The organism is Pseudomonas sp. TH43 (assembly GCF_016650635.1).
Classification (GTDB): Bacteria; Pseudomonadota; Gammaproteobacteria; order Pseudomonadales; family Pseudomonadaceae; genus Aquipseudomonas.
On the sequence record NZ_JAEKFI010000003.1, the window covers coordinates 738,000 to 755,879 of the forward strand.

Here is a 17,880-nt window from a genome sequence, read left to right on the forward strand (position 1 = left end):
TGGTAATGATCGTAGCGAGCAGGTGCCCGCCTAGATTAAGAATTTTCTGCTGGATAAAGGTTTAGAAAAATTGCCCACGATGCGACGAACGGCGAGCAACTGATCAGTCACTGAGGGCGTGATGGTTCAAACGCTTGGCGGCGTACATCGCTTGATCGGCATGTCGGAACAATTGCTTTTCCTCGCTGCCATGCTCTGGATAGCGGGCGACACCGATACTCGGCTCGATGTGCAGATTGTGGCCATCCAGACGCATCGGTTGCACCAGCACGTGCCGGATCTTCAGCGCCACACTGTCGGCATCTTCCGCGGCCTGGACACTGTGCAGCAGCACGACAAACTCATCGCCGCCGATTCGCGCGACCGTATCGGTTTCACGTACGCAGCCTTTGAGGCGATTGGCCACGGTTTGCAGCAGCATATCGCCCACCGCGTGCCCAAAAGTGTCGTTGACCTGCTTGAAGCGATCCAGATCGACATATAGCAACGCCATGTGCCCCGACTGCTCACGGGCGCCAGCCAACGCGACTTTCAGGCGATCGCGCAGCAATTCGCGATTAGGCAGTTGTGTCAGTTGATCGTATTGCGCCATGTGCCGCAGGCGGGCGTGCAGTTGTTGACGCTCAATGGCCGTTGCGACCTGCGCGCAGACGTATTGCAACAACTCCTTGTCCTGTTCGGTGTAGCGCTCGCCGCCGGGCAGGCTTTTGACGATCAATGCGCCGATGGTGCCGTTTTTCGAATTCAGCGGCACGCCGAGCCAGCACGGCGAATCCTGCCCGGCCACCAGCGCAGCGAAATCCGGAGAAGAATCCGGGCTGTCAGGCGTCAGCAGAATCGGCTGACCGCTTCGAATCACTTCCGCACACAGGCGTCCGGTGACGGTACCGGGCTGCTCGGGCTGCAATTCTTGATCGTCGACGTGATAAGGAAAGCTCATTTGCGCGCAGTGCTCGTCGTACAGCGCCACGGAAAAATTAAGTGCCGGCAGCCATTCACCGATGATCAAGTGAATGCGCTTGAACAGCGCCAGCAAATCCTCCGCCACATGGGCGGCTTCGGAGATCGCATACAGCGCAGCCTGGCGTGACTCAGCCTGTTTGCGCTCGGTGATATCGCGGGCCACGGCGATGCGCAATTGATCGACTTCCGACCAGCGCGCCGACCACAGAATGTGCGCGACACTGCCGTCCTTGCGCAGGTAACGGTTTTCAAAGTTGTGTTTCGGCTCGCCGCCCATGATCTCGCTGGCGGCCGCGAGCGTACGCTGGCGATCAGCCGGGTGCACCAGTCCGATCATCGGCCGACCGATCAATTCGTCTGGCGTGTAGCCGAAAATGCGCTCGCAGGCGGCGCTGACAAAAACGAAGCGCCCCTGTTTGTCGACCGCACACACGGCGTCCAGCAACAGATCGATATAACTCGCCAACGGCGTAGAGTTTCGGCTTTCCATGGTTCAGCGTGGGTGTCCGGGCAATGCTGCACTGATCAAACATCCCTGACCTGTCGTTCACGCATCCCTGCACACAACATCAAGCCTTGTTCGGCATCAGCCCAGGCAGCGCATGCACCAGCGCGTTGATGGCGAAACCGATGAACATCACCCCGCACAGGCGGGTGATCAGCAGTTCGTGACGCTGATACAACGTGCGCACGCGCTGAGCGCCGACCACGCCAATCAGAATAGCGTAGGCGAGCAGTCCGCCGAGGAAGCTCAAGGCGATCAGCGCTGGCAGCATCGACCAGTTGAGCAGTTCGGCACGACTCGACAGCAGCGCGGTGAAGGTGGCCACCGCCACCGGGTAAGCCTTGGGATTGGTCAAACCGAACAGAATGCCGTGCCAGAACGGCTGGCGCGCCGCGCCTTGCGGTTCATCGCCATTGCGGCGCTGGGCACGCACCGCACGCCAGCCGAGCCAGAACAGGTACAGGCCGCTAAGCACCCCGAGCACATCAAACGCGGTGCTGCCGATTTCCCGGGCGCCGACAATCGCGATCAGCGCAGTACTGCACCAGACCACATCGCCCAATAGATGCCCGCAAAGGAAACCTGCCCCGGCCCGCCGGCCATGCGCCGCACCAATGCCGAATACCGCCAGCACACCCGGCCCGGGCGTGATGCCATAAATGAAACCCGAGGCCAGAACGGCCATTAACAACGATGGAGTCATGGAAAACCTGCAAGCGCCGGAACACGTGGTGGCCAGTCTATATCAGCCGATTGCGCCTGATCACTGCTCGTCGTAAAAACGCATGCCGGCATACGGTTTTTGCCGACACGCCGCCAGCCGTGAGGCCAGACCACCGACGTGCGCCTCAAGCTTGTGGCCATCGGGATCGAGAAAATAGAACGAAGCACCTTCGCTGCGGTTGTCGCGCCATTCCTGAACGTTCGACGCTTTTAACTTCTGCACGAAATTCGGGAAGTCCTTGGCATTCAAGCTGAACGCATAATGGGTGTAGTCGGCGTTCGGCCCGGCCTTGCGCTGGGGATCAAGCGACAGACACAGCCACAAACCCGGCAGCGACAGATAGGCGCCGGCGTCCCACGTCGCTTCGACGCGCAGCTGCAGCACATCGCGATAAAACGCCAGGCTGCGCTGCAGATTACTGACCGCCAGGGTCAGGTGGTTGAGGCCGGTAAGCATCGTGTCAGTAACCTCTGAAGTCCTCGGGAACGATGTATTGCTGGCCATCGTAGGTCAGGGTGACCTGGGTTTTCTTCAGGTCGGTGGTTTTCGAAACGCACTGACTTCCCGACTTGGTGTTTTTCATTTTGCTGCCGCTGGTGGTGATGAGCAAATCGGCAAAACCGTGGTGACTCGACGTGCCGATGTCGACAGTCCTGCGCAGCGTCTTCGTGTATCCGTCGCAGTTGCTCATGAATTCACCGTGGTTTTTGAACACCACCAGGCCTTCCAGCACCGGCCGCAGCGCATCGCCCTCGCGGACATACAGCGTCAGATCGGTTTTCTCATAGGGAATGGCGCTGGAACTGTGGCCGAACATTGAACGCACGCCGAAAGCCCGTACGTTCGGCGCCAATCGATAGCGCGCGGTATCGATGCGCAGGTCATCCAGGCGAATGGCGTCGGAGTTGAACGCGCCCGGCTTATGGTAAGTGGCAATAGGTTTTGCGTTGCTGGCGTTGACCACCGACAAGTCCAGATCGAACACCCCGGCATCGTCACCGCCGACATCGGCGAGGTAAGTCGATTTGACCGCGATCGCCTGATTCTGGAACGCCGGCCAGACTTTGCAGCGTGACAGGGATTTGCCGTCGAAGTCTTTGGTCTGGCAGGCGGCCTGGGCTTGAGGGATGAGCGCCAGGAAACTGAGGGCAATAAGGAGCCTGGTGGGCGTGAGCATTGTTCTTCCTTGATAAAAGTAGTGTTGAGCAGGCTGTCAGTCGCCTTTGAAACCCTTGGGCAGGACGTAAGACTTTCCGTCGTAACGCAGTGTCGTCAGCACCGGGTCGTAGACGGTGATTTTATCTTCACAGTCAGCACCCTTAACAACATTCGACGTGCCTGTTTCCTGAGTTTTGACAATCAAGTCCGCATAACCATGAGAGCTGGTTTTGCCGATTTCCAGCGTTCTCGAAGTCTCATAGCGCTCGCCGGTACATTCACCGTCCCATTCACCGCCATAGCGATAAACCACCAACTGGCTGAGGACTGGTCGTAACTTTGCACCCTCCCTGACGTAGAGTGAAAGTTGATTTTCCTCCAGCGGTATCAGGCGAGAACCGTTACTGAGAGTTGCCCGTACACCGAACGCTCTAAGCTCTGGGGTGAGTTTGTAGCGAGCGGTATCGAGTGTCAGTTCTTGCAAACTGACGCCATCCAAGGTGATGGCAGCCGCTTGGTGATACGTCGCAACAGGATCAGGTTGAACACCCTGCAAAACAGTCACGTCGACATCGTAGGTATCGAGCGCTTGCGCACCACCGTGCTTTAACCGAGCCTCGGCACTGAGGATCAGCCCCGGATAGGCCGGCCAATCCTTGCACACCGATAAATCCTGCTGCCCGGCTAAGGTGGCCGGCGTGCAATCGGCAAACGCCTGCCCCGCCATCAACCCGCCACACAGCACCACACACCTGATCCAGCCAGACGTCACTGTCACTCCCCACTCCTTGAAAACATTTCAGCCGCGCACTATCCCCTCCTCTATCTTCCGGTTCAACCAGTTCAACGCCTGATCCCCTCCCCGACGCTTATGCCACGCCAGCACAAACGTGAACGGCGCAATATCGAATGGCGGCGGCACCACGATCAATTCCCGCTGATCAATGTCGCGCACGCTGCGCGATGACACCGTCAAAATCAGATCCGTACCACTGATCAACTGCGGCGCGACGTTCCAGTGCGGCAGACTGATCGCGACGCGGCGGCGTTCACGCAAAGACGTCAGCGCGCGTTCGATTTCCGGGGTGCCGCTGCCGCGCATTTCCAGCAAGACGTGGGGACGCGACAGGTAGGTGGGCAGGTCGAGATGACCGTTTTCGGGCAATGTCTGGCGATCCAGCAGGCACACGTAGCGCTCTTCGAACAACAGCGTGCTGCGCAATTCGTTGGGGATGTCCGGGAAGACGCCGGCCGCGACATCGATATCGCCATTGAGCACACCTTCCAGCATGCCTTCACGGCTGGCATGGCTGATCTGCAGGTCGATGCCGGGGGCTTCATGGCGCAGGGTGCGGATCAGCGAAGGCAGAATGATTGCCGCGCCATAATCCGACATTGCCACACGAAAAGTCCGACGCGCACTGGTCGGATCGAAGGTGTTCGGCGCCAACAGCGATTGCACCTGCGCCAACGCTTCGGCCAGTGGTGCGATCAGTTCCAGCGCCCGCGCGGTCGGCACCAGGTTTGCGCCTGCGCGCACCAGCAGTGGATCACCGAGTAAATCACGCAATCGCGCCAGCGCATGGCTGACGGCCGGTTGGCTGAGGTGCAGGCGCTCGGCAGCGCGGGTGACGTGCTGCTCGCTGAGCAAGGCGTCGAGGATCACCAGCAGGTTGAGGTCGATACGGCGCAGATCATTCATTTGATGCATGTTCTGGATGACAAAACGGAATTTAAATCTGCGCGACGAATACTCTAGAGTCCAGCAAAACCTGTTGGAGAGTGAACATGAGTACGTTGCAGTGGGTCGGCTTGTTGGCACTGGCCGCGTTTGCCGGAGCGGTGGTGCCGTTTCAGAGTGCGATCAACAGTAATCTGGCACGCGGATTGGGGCATCCGTTGTGGGCGACTCTGGTGTCGTTGCTGGTGAGTGTGCTGGTTTTGTTGCCGGTGATTCTGGCGTTGCGATTGCCGTTGCCGTCAGGGTCGTTTATCAGCAAGGCGCCGTTGTGGATGTGGGCCGGTGGTGCTTTTGGCGTGTGTTTTGTGGCGCTGGCGGTGGTGTTGCTGCCCAAACTCGGAGCTTCGGGGTTTATTGCCTTGGCACTGGCCGGGCAGGTGCTGGCTTCTATGATGCTGGATCACTTCGGTTTGTTCGGGTTGGTAGAGAAACAGCTGACCTTGCCACGGCTGTTTGGGGCGCTGTTGTTGATTGCGGGGGTGGGGTTGATTCAGTTTGGCGATTCACCGGGAAGGGTTTTGGCACCCCAATAAGATCAAAAGATCGCAGCCTTCGGCAGCTCCTACCGAAGGCTGCAATCTTTTCAGCGGCTCAATACTTGTCGAGCGTGCGCAATTTCTGCGGCAAGCCCCACAGCAGCAGCGCTGCTGCAATCAGCGCCGCCACGCCGATCACATACAGCGCCGGAGTGGTGCTGCCGGTCAGGTCCTTGATGGAGCCGACCATCACCGGGCTGACAATCCCGCCGAATTGCCCAAGGGTGTTGATCACTGCAATCCCGCCCGCTGCCCCTGCGCCAGCACCGGCCAGCAACTTCGGTGGCAAGGTCCAGAAGCTCGGGATCGCGGCAATGATGCCGGCACCGAGCAGGCCGAGCGCGACGATCAGGAACGTGGTGTGATCGGCGAAAATCCCCGCGCTGAAGAAGCCGATCGCGCCAACGATCACCAACCCGGCGACAAACTTGCGGCGCTCGCCGGTCGCGTCCGACAACCGCCCGATCACCACCATGGTGATTGCACCGCAGATGTACGGGATGGCCGTCAGCAGACCAATCATCACCGGACTTTCGGTGCCGGCGCTGCGGATCAACTGCGGTGCCCAGAAGTTGAGGCCATAGGAGGCGACCTGAATCAGGAAGTAGATCAGCCCCAACGTCAGGAATCCCGGAATTTTCAGCGCCGCCAGCAACGAGCCGCCGCTTTTGTGCGGCTCATGATGAGCGATGCGGCTGGACAGCAGTTTCTTCTCCTGCGGGGTCAACCAGTGCGCGTCCTCGATACGGTCCTTGAGCAGCATCAGCACCAGAAACCCCAAGCCAACGCACGGCACACCACCGAGCAGGAACAACCAATGCCACCCGCGCATTTGCAGCACGCCATCGAGGTGTTCCAGCACCAGCCCGGAAAACGGCGCCCCAACCAGACCGGCAAACGCCGAGGCCAGAAACAGCATCGACGTAATGCGCCCACGGAAGTGCTGCGGGAACCACAGTGTCAGGTAATACAGCACGCCCGGCGCGAAACCCGCTTCCATCGCGCCAATCAAAAAGCGCAACGCGTAGAACTGCCACTCGCTGGTGACGAAGACCATCAGCGCGGTCGCCACGCCCCAGGACATCATGATTCGGGCGATCCAGCGTCGCGCGCCGACCTTGTACAGCATCATGTTGCTCGGCACTTCGAAGAGCACATAACCGACCACGAACAGCCCGGCACCGAGACCATAAGCGGTGTTGCTCAGATTCAGGTCGGCTTGCAGCTGGAATTTCGCAAAGCTGATGTTGATGCGGTCAAAAAAGGCGAACAGGTAGCAAACCATGATCAACGGCATCAGCCGCCAGGCGACTTTGCTGACCAGGGCTTTCTCGGCATCTTTATCGACGGACGAGCTCGCGCCCGCCTCCATAACGTTGAGGCTCATAGCTTTTCTCCAGACGGACTGCCAGTGGGCGTCCGATTGTTTTTGTTGTCTGGTTATGACGCTGTTCCTGCAGGAGCCGAGCTTGCTCGCGAAGGCGTCAGTGCAGGCGATATCGCTGCTGAATGACACAGCGCTTTCGCGAGCAAGCCTTGCTCCTGCAAAGAGGGATTTCGCTGGTCAGGTGGGGATTGGGTGCAGGTCGCAGTTACGTCCGGCCTTGGCCAATTGACCGGGAACTTCGTGGCCCAGAAGATCAGGCAGACCGCGCGACAGTTGCAGTAACAGCGGCAGGTCGATACCCGTGTGGATGCCGATTTCATCGCACAGGTTGACCAGATCTTCAGTGCAGATATTGCCCGAGGCACCCGGCGCAAACGGGCAACCGCCAAGCCCGCCAAGCGCCGCGTCGAAACGCCGGGCACCGGCTTCGTACGCTGCCAGCACATTGCACAGACCGAGACCACGTGTGTTGTGGAAGTGCAGGGTCAGATCGCTCGCTGAAACGCGCTGCAAGACTCGCCGCACCAGCCGATCCACCTGACGCGGATTGGCCATGCCGGTGGTGTCGGCAAGCGTGATGCCCTGAATGCCAAGCGCCTGATAAGCGTCGACGATTTGCAGCACACGGTCCTCGTCTATCCGGCCTTCGAACGGACAACCAAACGTGGTCGCGATACTGCCGTTCAGGCGCACACCCGAGCCGCTGGCAAACGCGACAATGTCGGCAAACGCCGCCAATGAATCCTCGCAACGCATACGCATATTGGCCAGGTTGTGGGTCTGGCTGGCGGACATCACCAGGTTCAGCTCATCGGCGCCCGCCTCCAACGCGCGCTGCGCGCCCTTGAGGTTGGGGATCAGTGCAACGTAGATCACGCCGGACTGCCGTTGTATGCCGTGGAAAACCTGTTCACCGTCACGCAGTGCCGGGATGGCTTTCGGCGAGACGAACGAACCGGCCTCGATACGACTGAAACCGGCCTGCGACAGTTGATCAATCAGCGCGATCTTGTCGGCGGTTTCGACCCAGGTCGGCTCGATCTGCAAGCCGTCGCGCGGCGACACTTCCTGCACGATCAGGGTTTGCGAATAGTCCGTGATCATTGCACCACCCCTTGGCTTTTCAGGCGTTCGATGTCGCGTTCAGTCAGGCCGAGGCCGGCAAGAATGCCGTCGGTGTGTTGACCGAGACTGGGCCCCGACCAATTCACGCCGCCGGGGGTTTCCGAGAGCTTCGGCACGATGCCTGGCATCTTCACCGTGGTACCACCGGGCAGCTCGGCATTGAGCAACATGTCCCGCGCCTGATAGTGCGGATCAGCGACGATATCGGCCACCGAATAGATACGCCCGGCCGGGACTTCGGCGGCGTCGAGGGCGGCGAGCACTTCGTTGATCGGCAGGCTGCTGGTCCAGTGGGTAATCGCGGCATCGAGGATGCCACTCTTGGCCGCGCGCCCGTCGTTGTGGGCAAATTCCGCCGCTTCGGCGAGATCGCTGCGGCCGATGGTCTGCATCAGACGCTTGTAGATCGGATCGCTGTTGCCGGCGATCACCACGTAGGCACCATCGGCCGTCAGATAGGTATTGGACGGGGCAATGCCCGGCAACGCGCCGCCGCTGCGTTCGCGGACATGGCCCAGCAGGTCGTATTCCGGCACCAGACTTTCCATGACGTTGAACACGCTTTCCGCCAGCGACACATCGACCACCTGGCCGCCGCCCTGCCCGGTCTTGACCCGCAGCAGCGACATCAGCGCGCCGATCACCGCGTGCAACGAGGCCAGCGAATCGCCGAGGCTGACGCCGACCCGCGCCGGTGGCGAACCGGGGGTGCCGGTGGTGTAGCGGATACCGCCCATGGCCTCGCCGATCGCACCGAAACCCGGGCGGTCGCGGTACGGGCCGGTCTGGCCGTAACCGGAGATGCGCACGAGTGTCAGATTGGGGTTAAGGGCATGCAATACATCCCAGCCCAGACCGAGTTTTTCCAGCGCGCCGGGGCGCAGGTTTTCGATGATCACGTCGGCATCGCTGGCCAGTTGTTTGACCAGTTCGATGCCTTCGGCGGATTTCAGGTTGAGTGCCAGCGACTTCTTGTTACGCGATTGCAGGTACCACCAGAGTGACGTGCCTTCGTGCAGCTTGCGCCATTTGCGCAGCGGGTCGCCCTGACCCATGGCTTCGATCTTGATGACTTCGGCGCCAAACTCGGCAAGCATGCGCGCCGCAAAGGGCGCTGCGATCAGGGTACCGATCTCGATCACTTTGATCGCACTCAAGGGGGCAGTCATCGTCGGGTACCTCTTGTTCTTGGAATATGCGGGCAAGACTAGAGGCGCGGTGGTGGAGGAATCCAACCTTCGTTCGGCAATGGGCGTTCGCGAACTGCGAACGCTGGCGAGATGCGATGAACCTGGGGCCGCCTTCGCGAGCAAGCTTTGCTTCTACGGGGGTTATGTTGGCCCCGGCACTCGGCTGCACGGCAAAACCTGTAGGAGCAAGGCTTGCCCGCGAAGAGGCCGCCAGCCGCAATCGAGATTCATCCCCGGCGCAAATGCTCGAACAACAAGCGACTGACCGGCGACAGCCCCTTCTCATCCCGCACCACCACAATCAGCGCCCGATCCGACCATTCATCTGTCAGCGGCACCGCGTGCAACCCCAGCGCCTGACCGAACAACTCGAACGCCCGCTGCGGCAAAATCCCGATGCCCATGTTCGCCTGCACCATGCGGCACACCGCATCAAACCCCGGCACATGAATACGAATGCGCAGAACCTTGCCAGCCTGACGCGCAGCCGCGTGGGTACGCATGTTGATCGAACTGGCGGCGTGCAGACCGACGTAATCGCTGTCGAGGGTTTCGCTGAACGCCACGGATGGGCGTGCGGCCAGAGCATGCTCGGGCAACATCACCACGACCAGTTTGTCCTCGCGGTACAACACGCTGTGCAAGCCTTTGGTGTCGCTGTCGTTGGAGCAAATGCCAAGATCTGCCACGCCGTCGAGCACGCCCTGAATCACCCCGGCGCTGGGCCGTTCTTCGAGATCGGTCTTGACCTGCGGATGCTGCGCCGAGAAGTCGCGCAGGTCTTCCGGGAGGAATTGAATGATCGCCGACAGATTCGCCAGCATGCGCACGTAACCGCGCACGCCGTGGCTGTGCTCGCCCAGCTCCAGGCCCATTTTTTCGACGTTGAACAACATCTGTCGCGCGTGGTGCAGCAGCGTTTCGCCGGCCGGCGTCAGGGTCATGCCTTTGGCCTGCCGCACGAACAGGCTGATGCCCAGCGCCTCCTCCAGTTCCATCAGACGCTTGCTTGCCGCCGACACCGCAATCGCTTCGCGCGAGGCGGCGCGGGTCAGCGTGCCCTCTTCGTGCACGGCGACAAACAGTTGCAGGGTGATCAGGTCGAGGCGGCGAATCAGGCTTTTTTGCAGCATGGAAGGCTCGCTGGCGGAGTTCGTTCGAATCGGCAGGATAGCCCGGTTTTTGTTGAAGTCGGACATGTGATTAATCCGCAGATTTTCGAGGCTCCGCCCTACAAACAAAACTCCGTTGCCTCTCAGGATTAGCGGAAACGGCCGATTTTTACCCGACTTTGCGCTCTGTAAAGTCTGGCAACACACACAAATTGCAACACCCAATGGATCGCTACGCTCAAGGAATGTCGCCTGTGAATCTGCCGTTGCCCAGCCTCAACCTGTATTCCAACTACCGCAAAGTCATTGCCCTGGCCGATTACGATTGGGACATCGCCGAACTCGGCAAAGTCGCCGGGCTCAATGTCGAAGTGCAAGGTGCCAACCACCTGCTGGATCAGTACGGTCGTGAATTGCATCACTTTTGTACCACCTCCTACCTGGGCCTCGACCATCACCCGGCCCTGCTTGAAGGCGCCATTGCCGCGTTGCGCGAAACCGGCAGCCTGCGTGTCGCCAACTCGAAGAACCGCTGCAAGCTGGCGATTCTGGAGCAATACGAAACCGAGCTGTCGCGACTGTTCGATGCCGTCTGCCTGAGCACCTTGTCTTGCAGCGCCGCCAGCGCCGGCATCCTGCCATTGCTGGCCAGCGGCATTTTTACCGAAGGGCATCCCCCGGTCATGGTGTTCGATCGCATGGCACATTACTCGATGAGTCACTTGAAAGCGGCGTGCGCCGACGAAACCCGGGTGATCACCGCGCCACACAACGACATGGATTTTCTTGAGCGGACCTGCCAGCAGCACGCCCGTGTCGCCTATGTCGCCGACGGTGCCTACAGCATGGGCGGCGTCGCCAACATGGAAGGCCTGCTGTACCTGAAGGAGCGCTATGGGCTGTTTCTGTACATGGATGATTCCCACGCCTTGTCTGCCGTGGGTCAGCAAGGCGCCGGCCTGGTACGTCCGCGGATGGCGGCGCTGGAAGACGACTGCCTGATTGTCGCGTCACTGGCCAAGTCGTTTGGCGCCAGCGGTGGATTGATCATGCTCGGCAACGAGCGGCAGAAAAAACTCATCCAGCGTTACGGCGGGCCGAGCAACTGGTCGCAGAGTCTCAATTGCGCGGCGATCGGCGCCGGGCGGGCCTCGATCCGCCTGCATCACAGCGCAGAACTCACCACGTTGCAGGCGAGCCTTCAGGCTAATATCCGCCTATTTGACAGCCTGATCAGCACCGAGCAATGCCACAGCAACATGGCCATCCGCCTGATCAAGTGCGGCCAGGCGGCGTTGGCCAATCGTATTGCCAGCGAGTTGGCCGAGCAGGGATTTTTCACCAGCGCAGTGTTCTTCCCGGTGGTCGCGCAAGGCAAGGCTGCCATCAGGATTACCCTGCGCGCCGATATGTCGCCGGCACTGATCCAGCGCTTCTGCGAAGTCATGACCGAGCTGTTGCGCACCCACCGTTGCGATGTCGACGACTGAAACAGGGACGATTGATGAACGCCAGCGCCACTCTTCTGATCACTTGCAGCACGGTGTTTCTCGCCCAGTTGGGCATGAGTCTTTATCTGCCGGCGTTACCAGAGATTGCCCGCGCTCTGCAGGCTGAACCTGCGCAGGTGTCATGGGGGTTGGCGCTGTACCTGATGGGCATGGCGCTGCCGATGTTGTTCTGGGGCAGCCTGGCCCAGCGCATCGGGCGCAAACCGGTGTTGCTGACAGCGCTGGGCATTTACGGGCTGGCGAATCTGGCATTGCCGCTAGGTTCGACGCTGGAGACGTTTTTGCTGCTGCGCCTGCTGCAAGGTATCGGCGCCAGTGGCATTTCAGTGATGGCGCGAGTGCTGATCCGCGACAGCTTTCGCGGCGACCTGCTGGCCAAGGCGTTGTCGTGGATTTCGATTTCGTTCGTGGTGGCGCTGGGCATCGGCCAGTACCTGGGCTCGATCATCGAGGTGACGCTGGGCTGGCAGGCGATCTTCTATCTGCTGGGCATGACGTGCCTGTTGATGGCGCTGATCGTGTGGCGAGTCCAGTTCTCGACACTGGCCGACGAGCCGGTCGCTGCCTCGTCCTGGTCGGTGTACCGGCAGATTCTCAGCCATCGGGCGTTCTTGCTGCCGGCGCTGGCCGGAGGCTTGGGCTACGGCGTGATCATCGCTTTCAACAGCGCAGCGCCGCTGATTCTGCAGGGGCCGTTCGCGTGGTCGACGGTGGATTACGGATTGCTCGGCTGGCCGATCAGTGCGGCGTATTTTCTCGGTGCACTGGCGGTCAATCACTGTGTCGTGCGAACCGGTCAGCCGTGGTTGATGACCATGGGCACAGGCCTGGTAATGGCCGGTAGCGGCGTGATGCTGCTGGGCAGTCTGGCGGCCAGTTCCGTCGCGTGGCTGTTTTGGCTGCCCTATTGCGTAGCGGTGTTTGGCCAGTCGCTGAACTACCCGGTCAGCCTGTCACGCGCCAACGACGGCGCGCCGGTTGCGGGTGCCTACGCGATGGCGTTGAGCGGATTCATTCATCAATTGATGGCGGCGATCATTGGCGCGGTCGCCAGTCTGATCGCCAGCCCCCAGGCGTGGCCGTTATCGCTGCTGTGCGTGGTGCTGGCACTCGGCGCGATCCTTTGCACACGATTCGCGCCGGTGGGCAACCCGCGCTAGAACGCGTTGCGAAAAATCTCCTCGATCTGCCGTTGATCCGCCGCACGCGGGTTAGTCAGACCACAGGCATCTTTCAGCGCATTGGTGGCGAGCACCGGGATGTCAGTGAGCTTGGCGCCGAGTTCACGCAAGCCGCCGGGAATTTCAACGTCCCGGGCCAGGCAACGGATGGCGTTGATCGCCGCCTGGGCGCCCTCCTCCGGGCTGAAGCCACGAATGTCCGCGCCCATCGCGTGCGCAACATCGGTCAGACGATCCGCACAGACCAGCGCGTTGAACGTCTGCACATGCGGCAGTAGTACCGCGTTGCAGACTCCGTGTGGCAGGTCGTAGAAACCGCCCAATTGGTGCGCCATCGCATGGACATAACCGAGCGAGGCATTGTTGAAGGCCATGCCGGCGAGAAACTGTGCGTAGGCCATGTTCTCCCGCGCGGCGAGGTCACTACCGTCACGCACGGCCAGGCGCAGATTGTTGCTGATCAGGGTCATGGCCTTCAACGCGCAGGCGTCGGTGATCGGGTTCGCAGCGGTCGAAACGTAGGCCTCGATCGCATGAGTCAAAGCGTCCATGCCGGTGGCGGCAGTCAGGCCTTTGGGCATGGCGACCATCAATGCCGGGTCGTTGACCGACAGCAGTGGCGTGACATTGCGGTCGACGATGGCCATTTTCACGTGGCGCGATTCGTCGGTAATGATGCAGAAGCGGGTCATCTCGCTGGCGGTGCCCGCCGTGGTGTTGATGGCGATCAGCGGCAGTTGCGGTTTGCTCGATTGATCGACGCCTTCGTAATCGCGAATTTCACCGCCGTTGGTCGCACACAGGGCAATGCCCTTGGCGCAGTCGTGGGGCGAACCGCCGCCTAGCGAGACGACGAAATCGCAGCGACTTTCCTTGAGCAAGCCCAGCCCCGACTCGACGTTGGCGATGCTCGGGTTGGGTTTGGCGCCGTCGAAAATCACCGAATCGATGTCCTGCATCGCCAGTTTTTCGGCGAGCATCGTGGCCACGCCGGCCTTGGCCAGCCCTGCGTCGGTAACGATCAGCGCCTTGCGGAAACCGTAGTTACGAATGGCGACCATGGCTTCGTCGAGGCATCCATTGCCCATGATGTTTACCGCTGGAATGAAGAAGGTGCTGCTCATCGGAGTCTCCTGACAGGGGCCGAATCGACTGCTCCGATTCGGCGGCTACCCACAGGATCGACCGATCGGTCACAACCGATGTTGATCTGGCTCAATGCCGGCTCGTGATAAAGTCGCCGCCCATCAGCCCCTATGTTTTGAGACGCCTGCGCAATGACCGATTTTCTGGATGTCGACGCCACCCTCGAAGACTGGAACAGCCTGCGCGCCGCGACCGCTTTCAGCGGCCTGCTGGTGGGCAACGGTGCCAGCCGCGCGGTCTGGGACGACTTCGGCTACGACTCGCTGTTCGAAAACGCCCGCACCGTGGAAGATAAACCGCTGAGCCCATCGGAACTGGCGGTGTTCGACGCGATGCAAACGCGCAGTTTCGAGCAAGTGCTTGGCGCGCTGAAAACCACCAGTCGGGTCAACAAGGCACTGGCCGTCAGCTCGGCGGCGCCGCGTAATCGCTATTACGCGATCAAGGAAGCGCTGATCAATGCCATGCACGCGGTGCACATTCCCTGGCGCCTGGTGAAAGCGTCGTCTCTGGCAACGCTGAATGAAGAACTGGCGCGCTATCGCACGGTGTTCACCACCAATTACGACCTGCTCAACTATTGGGCGTTGCAGCACAACAGCGAGACCATCGACGACCTGTTCAATGCGCCGAATGCCAGTTTTGATCTGAGTGAAAGTGCCACCGACAAACCGCGTTTGCTTTACCTGCACGGCGGTTTGCACCTGGTGCGCAATCAGGACGGTACGGCGCGTAAATTGACCTCGACCGAAGGCACGCTGCTCGGCAGTTTCGCGATCAACAATACGCTCAAGACACTGGATGACGTGCCGCTGTTTGTCACTGAAGGGCCGAGCGCGGAAAAGCTGAAAACCATTCGTAGCTCAGATTATCTGTCGTTCTGCTACGCGCAGTTATTGGGCCATGGCGACAGTTTGTGCATCTTCGGCCATGCCTTGGGTGAACAGGACGCGCACATCGTGCGGGCGTTGCGCCTGGCGAAACCTGCGAGCGTGGCGATCTCGATTTATCCGCGCAGTGCAGCGTTCATCCAACATCAGAAACGGCACTACACAAAGCTGTTCGAAGGCACCGGGGTTGAGTTGCGGTTCTTCGATGCGAAGACGCACGCGCTGGGCAGCCCGAAGTTGTCGGTGCCTGTCGAGGCTTGATATAGGCCGGACTGACGCCTTCGCGAGCAAGCTCTGCTCCTACAAGGATCGCATCCCTCTGTAGGAGCAAAGCTTGCTCGCGAAGCTTTTAGCGGCCAACTCATTCCTCGGCGCTGTGCACCACCACCAGCAACTGCGCCTGCACCTCGCCCACCGATCTGATCCGATGCGGTTTCTGTGCATTGAAATGCAGCGCATCGCCGCGCTCCAGCAACACCTTTTCATTCATGAAGTCCACTTCCACCTGCCCTTCGTGAACGAACAGAAACTCCTCGCCCAAGTGCTCCTTAAAGGTCTTGTCGGTGAATTCGCTCGGCGGGTAGATGATGAACGGCAGCAGGTTGCGCTCGCTGACCTGATGGGCGAGCACCGCGTAACCGGGGCTCTGATCATTGGCCGCCAATGACTGACGTTCGTGGCTGCGCACCAGGCTGTAACTGTCGAGGCTGACGTTGTCTTCGGAGAACAACTCCTCGACTTTCACGTTCAGTGCCTTTGCCAGTTTCAACGCGGCGGCGATCGACGGAGTGTTCAGCCCACGTTCGACCTTCGACAGATAACTCTTGGTCATGCCGGATTTCTCGGCCAATGCCTCAAGGGTTACGCCAAGTTTTTTTCTCAATAATTTCAAACGGATAGACATGCGCAGCGGTTATTCCATTGAGGAAGCGACGATTTGTGCTTGCCAATGACACTCTGTGTCATATAGCCTCTTTAGTGTCATTTGCAATCACCCAAAGGACACACACATGGCCAAGACATTAGCACTACCCAAAGACCAACTGGTCAAGCAAGCGCTGACCCAGATGCAAAAAACTCTGGCGGATAATACGTGGACAGACCGGCAAAAGCTGGCGTTGACCTGCCGGATTCTTTTTGAAAACGGTCACGACTCCGGCCTCGCCGGTCAGATCACCGCCCGAGGCCCGCAGCCCGGCACCTATTACACGCAGCAACTGGGCCTGGGCTTCGACGAAATCACCGCGGGCAATCTACTGCTGGTCAACGAAGACCTGGAAGTGCTCGAAGGCCACGGCATGGCCAACCCGGCCAACCGTTTCCACAGCTGGGTGTACCGTGCTCGACCGGACGTGAACTGCATCATCCACACCCACCCGACGCACGTTGCCGCGCTGTCGATGCTGGAAGTGCCGCTGCAGATCTCCCACATGGACCTGTGCCCGCTGTACGACGATTGCGCATTTCTCGAAGGCTGGCCGGGCGTACCGGTAGGCAATGAGGAAGGTGAACTGATTGCCGGGGCATTGGGCGACAAGCGCGCGATCCTGCTTTCACACCACGGTCAGTTGTCGACCGGCTCGACGATCGAAGAAGCTTGTGTCATTGCTCAACTGATCGAACGTGCGGCCAAGCTGCAACTGCTGGCGATGGCGGCGGGCACGATCAAACCGATCATCCCCGAGCTGGGCCGCGAAGCCCATGACTGGATCGCCAAGCCGAAACGCCACGCAGCCGCCTTCAACTATTACGCCCGGCAGAACCTGCGCCAACACGCCGATTGCCTGAACTGAAACCTGTTACGGAGAGACAACCATGTCCACTATTCACGGCATCATCGGCTACACCATCACCCCGTTCAGCGCCAATGGCGAAAACCTCGATCTGCCGGCCCTCGGCCAATCGATCGATCGCCTGATCGACAGCGGCGTCCACACCATCGCCCCACTGGGCAGCACCGGCGAAGGTGCTTATCTGAGCGATTCGGAGTGGGATCAGGTCGCCGAGTTCAGCATCAAACACGTGGCCAACCGTGTGCCGACCATTGTCAGCGTCTCCGACCTGACCACCGCCAAAGCCGTGCGTCGTGCACGTTTCGCCGAAGCCCATGGCGCCGACGTGGTGATGGTGCTGCCGGCCTCGTACTGGAAACTCAGCGAAGCGGAAATACTCGCCCATTACCGTGCAATCGGCGACAGCATCGGCGTGCCAATCATGCTTTACAACAACCCGGCCACGAGCGGCACCGACATGTCGGTCGAACTGATTCTGCGCATCGTCAACGCCGTGGAAAACGTAACCATGGTCAAGGAGAGCACCGGCGACATCCAGCGCATGCACAAGCTGCAACTGCTCGGCGAGGGTCAAGTGCCGTTCTACAACGGCTGCAATCCGCTGGCGCTGGAAGCGTTCGCCGCCGGGGCAAAAGGTTGGTGTACTGCGGCAGCGAACCTGATCCCGCAACTGAATCTGGATCTTTATGACGCGGCCATGGCCGGCGACCTGGATCGGGCGCGGGACCTGTTCTACCGCCAGTTGCCGTTGCTGGACTTCATTCTCAAGGGTGGTTTGCCGGCGACGATCAAGGCCGGGCTGCGTGCCACCGGGCTGGAAGCGGGCGAACCCCGCTTGCCGGTATTCCCGCTGAACGAGACCGGACGCGCTGTTCTACAAAATCTGCTGAACACCCTGCGCTAACACCCTGCCATGTG

General features: G+C 60.2%; 18 protein-coding genes. 6 read left to right on the forward strand and 12 right to left on the reverse strand.

Features of this window, described 5'->3' with window-relative positions:
• Positions 1–103: 103 nt before the first annotated feature.
• The 6 genes from JFT81_RS12960 to JFT81_RS12985 all read right to left on the reverse strand — a co-directional run bounded on the left by JFT81_RS12960 (position 104) and on the right by JFT81_RS12985 (position 5,061).
• Positions 104–1,453: a diguanylate cyclase gene (locus tag JFT81_RS12960; RefSeq protein ID WP_201227607.1), complete on the reverse strand. Its 1,350-nt coding sequence runs from the start codon at positions 1,451–1,453 to the stop codon at positions 104–106.
• 79 nt (positions 1,454–1,532) lie between these two features.
• The gene (locus tag JFT81_RS12965; RefSeq protein ID WP_201227608.1) at positions 1,533–2,171 is read right to left on the reverse strand and encodes a LysE family translocator; all 639 of its coding nucleotides are present in this window, start codon (positions 2,169–2,171) and stop codon (positions 1,533–1,535) included.
• Positions 2,172–2,231: 60 nt separating this feature from the next.
• Positions 2,232–2,648 carry a fosfomycin resistance glutathione transferase gene (gene fos / locus JFT81_RS12970; RefSeq protein WP_201227609.1) on the reverse strand — a complete coding sequence of 139 codons (417 nt, stop codon included), beginning with the start codon at positions 2,646–2,648 and terminating at the stop codon, positions 2,232–2,234.
• A gap of 4 nt (positions 2,649–2,652) precedes the next feature.
• Positions 2,653–3,369: a hypothetical protein gene (locus JFT81_RS12975; protein WP_201227610.1), complete on the reverse strand. Its 717-nt coding sequence runs from the start codon at positions 3,367–3,369 to the stop codon at positions 2,653–2,655.
• Positions 3,370–3,405: 36 nt separating this feature from the next.
• On the reverse strand, positions 3,406–4,128 hold the full coding sequence (locus JFT81_RS12980; protein WP_201227611.1) for a hypothetical protein: 723 nt from the start codon (positions 4,126–4,128) through the stop codon (positions 3,406–3,408).
• Positions 4,129–4,149: 21 nt separating this feature from the next.
• Positions 4,150–5,061: a LysR substrate-binding domain-containing protein gene (locus tag JFT81_RS12985; RefSeq protein WP_201227612.1), complete on the reverse strand. Its 912-nt coding sequence runs from the start codon at positions 5,059–5,061 to the stop codon at positions 4,150–4,152.
• 77 nt (positions 5,062–5,138) lie between these two features.
• Between JFT81_RS12985 and JFT81_RS12990 the strand changes: the two genes are divergently transcribed.
• Positions 5,139–5,624, forward strand: a complete 486-nt coding sequence (locus JFT81_RS12990) for a DMT family transporter (protein WP_201227613.1) — start codon at positions 5,139–5,141, stop codon at positions 5,622–5,624.
• A gap of 58 nt (positions 5,625–5,682) precedes the next feature.
• Here JFT81_RS12990 and JFT81_RS12995 read toward each other — a convergent pair whose 3' ends face one another.
• The 4 genes from JFT81_RS12995 to JFT81_RS13010 form a co-directional block, all read right to left on the reverse strand.
• Complete coding sequence (locus JFT81_RS12995) at positions 5,683–7,014, reverse strand: MFS transporter (protein ID WP_201227614.1); 1,332 nt, start codon at positions 7,012–7,014, stop codon at positions 5,683–5,685.
• Positions 7,015–7,191: 177 nt separating this feature from the next.
• Positions 7,192–8,118 carry a hydroxymethylglutaryl-CoA lyase gene (locus JFT81_RS13000; RefSeq protein WP_201201399.1) on the reverse strand — a complete coding sequence of 309 codons (927 nt, stop codon included), beginning with the start codon at positions 8,116–8,118 and terminating at the stop codon, positions 7,192–7,194.
• Positions 8,115–9,308: a CaiB/BaiF CoA-transferase family protein gene (locus tag JFT81_RS13005; protein WP_201227615.1), complete on the reverse strand. Its 1,194-nt coding sequence runs from the start codon at positions 9,306–9,308 to the stop codon at positions 8,115–8,117. The genes JFT81_RS13000 and JFT81_RS13005 overlap by 4 nt, the downstream gene beginning before the upstream one ends.
• Positions 9,309–9,556: 248 nt before the next feature.
• Positions 9,557–10,462 carry a LysR family transcriptional regulator gene (locus tag JFT81_RS13010; RefSeq protein ID WP_201228092.1) on the reverse strand — a complete coding sequence of 302 codons (906 nt, stop codon included), beginning with the start codon at positions 10,460–10,462 and terminating at the stop codon, positions 9,557–9,559.
• Between the two features lie 224 nt (positions 10,463–10,686).
• On the opposite strand from JFT81_RS13010, the gene JFT81_RS13015 reads away from it, so the two are divergent.
• Both JFT81_RS13015 and JFT81_RS13020 read left to right on the forward strand, forming a co-directional pair.
• A complete protein-coding gene (locus tag JFT81_RS13015) occupies positions 10,687–11,931 on the forward strand; it encodes an aminotransferase class I/II-fold pyridoxal phosphate-dependent enzyme (RefSeq protein WP_201227616.1) in 1,245 nt (414 codons plus the stop codon).
• Positions 11,932–11,945: 14 nt separating this feature from the next.
• Complete coding sequence (locus JFT81_RS13020) at positions 11,946–13,112, forward strand: MFS transporter (RefSeq protein ID WP_201227617.1); 1,167 nt, start codon at positions 11,946–11,948, stop codon at positions 13,110–13,112.
• Here the strand turns inward: JFT81_RS13020 and yiaY are convergent.
• Positions 13,109–14,257, reverse strand: a complete 1,149-nt coding sequence (yiaY, locus tag JFT81_RS13025; protein ID WP_201227618.1) for an L-threonine dehydrogenase — start codon at positions 14,255–14,257, stop codon at positions 13,109–13,111. The two genes, JFT81_RS13020 and yiaY, sit on opposite strands and share 4 nt — an antisense overlap.
• Before the next feature lie 153 nt (positions 14,258–14,410).
• Between yiaY and JFT81_RS13030 the strand changes: the two genes are divergently transcribed.
• Complete coding sequence (locus tag JFT81_RS13030) at positions 14,411–15,430, forward strand: DUF4917 family protein (RefSeq protein WP_201227619.1); 1,020 nt, start codon at positions 14,411–14,413, stop codon at positions 15,428–15,430.
• Between the two features lie 100 nt (positions 15,431–15,530).
• Here JFT81_RS13030 and JFT81_RS13035 read toward each other — a convergent pair whose 3' ends face one another.
• On the reverse strand, positions 15,531–16,073 hold the full coding sequence (locus JFT81_RS13035) for an XRE family transcriptional regulator (RefSeq protein WP_201227620.1): 543 nt from the start codon (positions 16,071–16,073) through the stop codon (positions 15,531–15,533).
• Between the two features lie 106 nt (positions 16,074–16,179).
• Here JFT81_RS13035 and JFT81_RS13040 point away from each other — a divergent pair, with 106 nt between their 5' ends.
• Both JFT81_RS13040 and JFT81_RS13045 read left to right on the forward strand, forming a co-directional pair.
• Positions 16,180–16,962, forward strand: coding sequence for an aldolase (locus JFT81_RS13040; protein WP_201227621.1), 783 nt, complete (start codon positions 16,180–16,182; stop codon positions 16,960–16,962).
• A 22-nt stretch (positions 16,963–16,984) separates the two neighbouring features.
• Positions 16,985–17,866, forward strand: a complete 882-nt coding sequence (locus JFT81_RS13045; RefSeq protein WP_201227622.1) for a dihydrodipicolinate synthase family protein — start codon at positions 16,985–16,987, stop codon at positions 17,864–17,866.
• Positions 17,867–17,880: the final 14 nt, after the last annotated feature.

Excerpts from the sequence above, each read along its gene's own strand:
- JFT81_RS12960 (WP_201227607.1), bottom strand. The coding sequence starts at position 1,453 with ATGGAAAGCCGAAACTCTACGCCGTTGGCGAGTTATATCGATCTGTTG.
- JFT81_RS12965 (WP_201227608.1), bottom strand. The coding sequence starts at position 2,171 with ATGACTCCATCGTTGTTAATGGCCGTTCTGGCCTCGGGTTTCATTTAT.
- fos (WP_201227609.1), bottom strand. The coding sequence starts at position 2,648 with ATGCTTACCGGCCTCAACCACCTGACCCTGGCGGTCAGTAATCTGCAG.
- JFT81_RS12975 (WP_201227610.1), bottom strand. The coding sequence starts at position 3,369 with ATGCTCACGCCCACCAGGCTCCTTATTGCCCTCAGTTTCCTGGCGCTC.
- JFT81_RS12985 (WP_201227612.1), bottom strand. The coding sequence starts at position 5,061 with ATGCATCAAATGAATGATCTGCGCCGTATCGACCTCAACCTGCTGGTG.
- JFT81_RS12990 (WP_201227613.1), top strand. The coding sequence starts at position 5,139 with ATGAGTACGTTGCAGTGGGTCGGCTTGTTGGCACTGGCCGCGTTTGCC.
- JFT81_RS12995 (WP_201227614.1), bottom strand. The coding sequence starts at position 7,014 with ATGAGCCTCAACGTTATGGAGGCGGGCGCGAGCTCGTCCGTCGATAAA.
- JFT81_RS13000 (WP_201201399.1), bottom strand. The coding sequence starts at position 8,118 with ATGATCACGGACTATTCGCAAACCCTGATCGTGCAGGAAGTGTCGCCG.
- JFT81_RS13005 (WP_201227615.1), bottom strand. The coding sequence starts at position 9,308 with ATGACTGCCCCCTTGAGTGCGATCAAAGTGATCGAGATCGGTACCCTG.
- JFT81_RS13010 (WP_201228092.1), bottom strand. The coding sequence starts at position 10,462 with ATGCTGCAAAAAAGCCTGATTCGCCGCCTCGACCTGATCACCCTGCAA.
- JFT81_RS13015 (WP_201227616.1), top strand. The coding sequence starts at position 10,687 with ATGTCGCCTGTGAATCTGCCGTTGCCCAGCCTCAACCTGTATTCCAAC.
- JFT81_RS13020 (WP_201227617.1), top strand. The coding sequence starts at position 11,946 with ATGAACGCCAGCGCCACTCTTCTGATCACTTGCAGCACGGTGTTTCTC.
- yiaY (WP_201227618.1), bottom strand. The coding sequence starts at position 14,257 with ATGAGCAGCACCTTCTTCATTCCAGCGGTAAACATCATGGGCAATGGA.
- JFT81_RS13030 (WP_201227619.1), top strand. The coding sequence starts at position 14,411 with ATGACCGATTTTCTGGATGTCGACGCCACCCTCGAAGACTGGAACAGC.
- JFT81_RS13035 (WP_201227620.1), bottom strand. The coding sequence starts at position 16,073 with ATGTCTATCCGTTTGAAATTATTGAGAAAAAAACTTGGCGTAACCCTT.
- JFT81_RS13040 (WP_201227621.1), top strand. The coding sequence starts at position 16,180 with ATGGCCAAGACATTAGCACTACCCAAAGACCAACTGGTCAAGCAAGCG.
- JFT81_RS13045 (WP_201227622.1), top strand. The coding sequence starts at position 16,985 with ATGTCCACTATTCACGGCATCATCGGCTACACCATCACCCCGTTCAGC.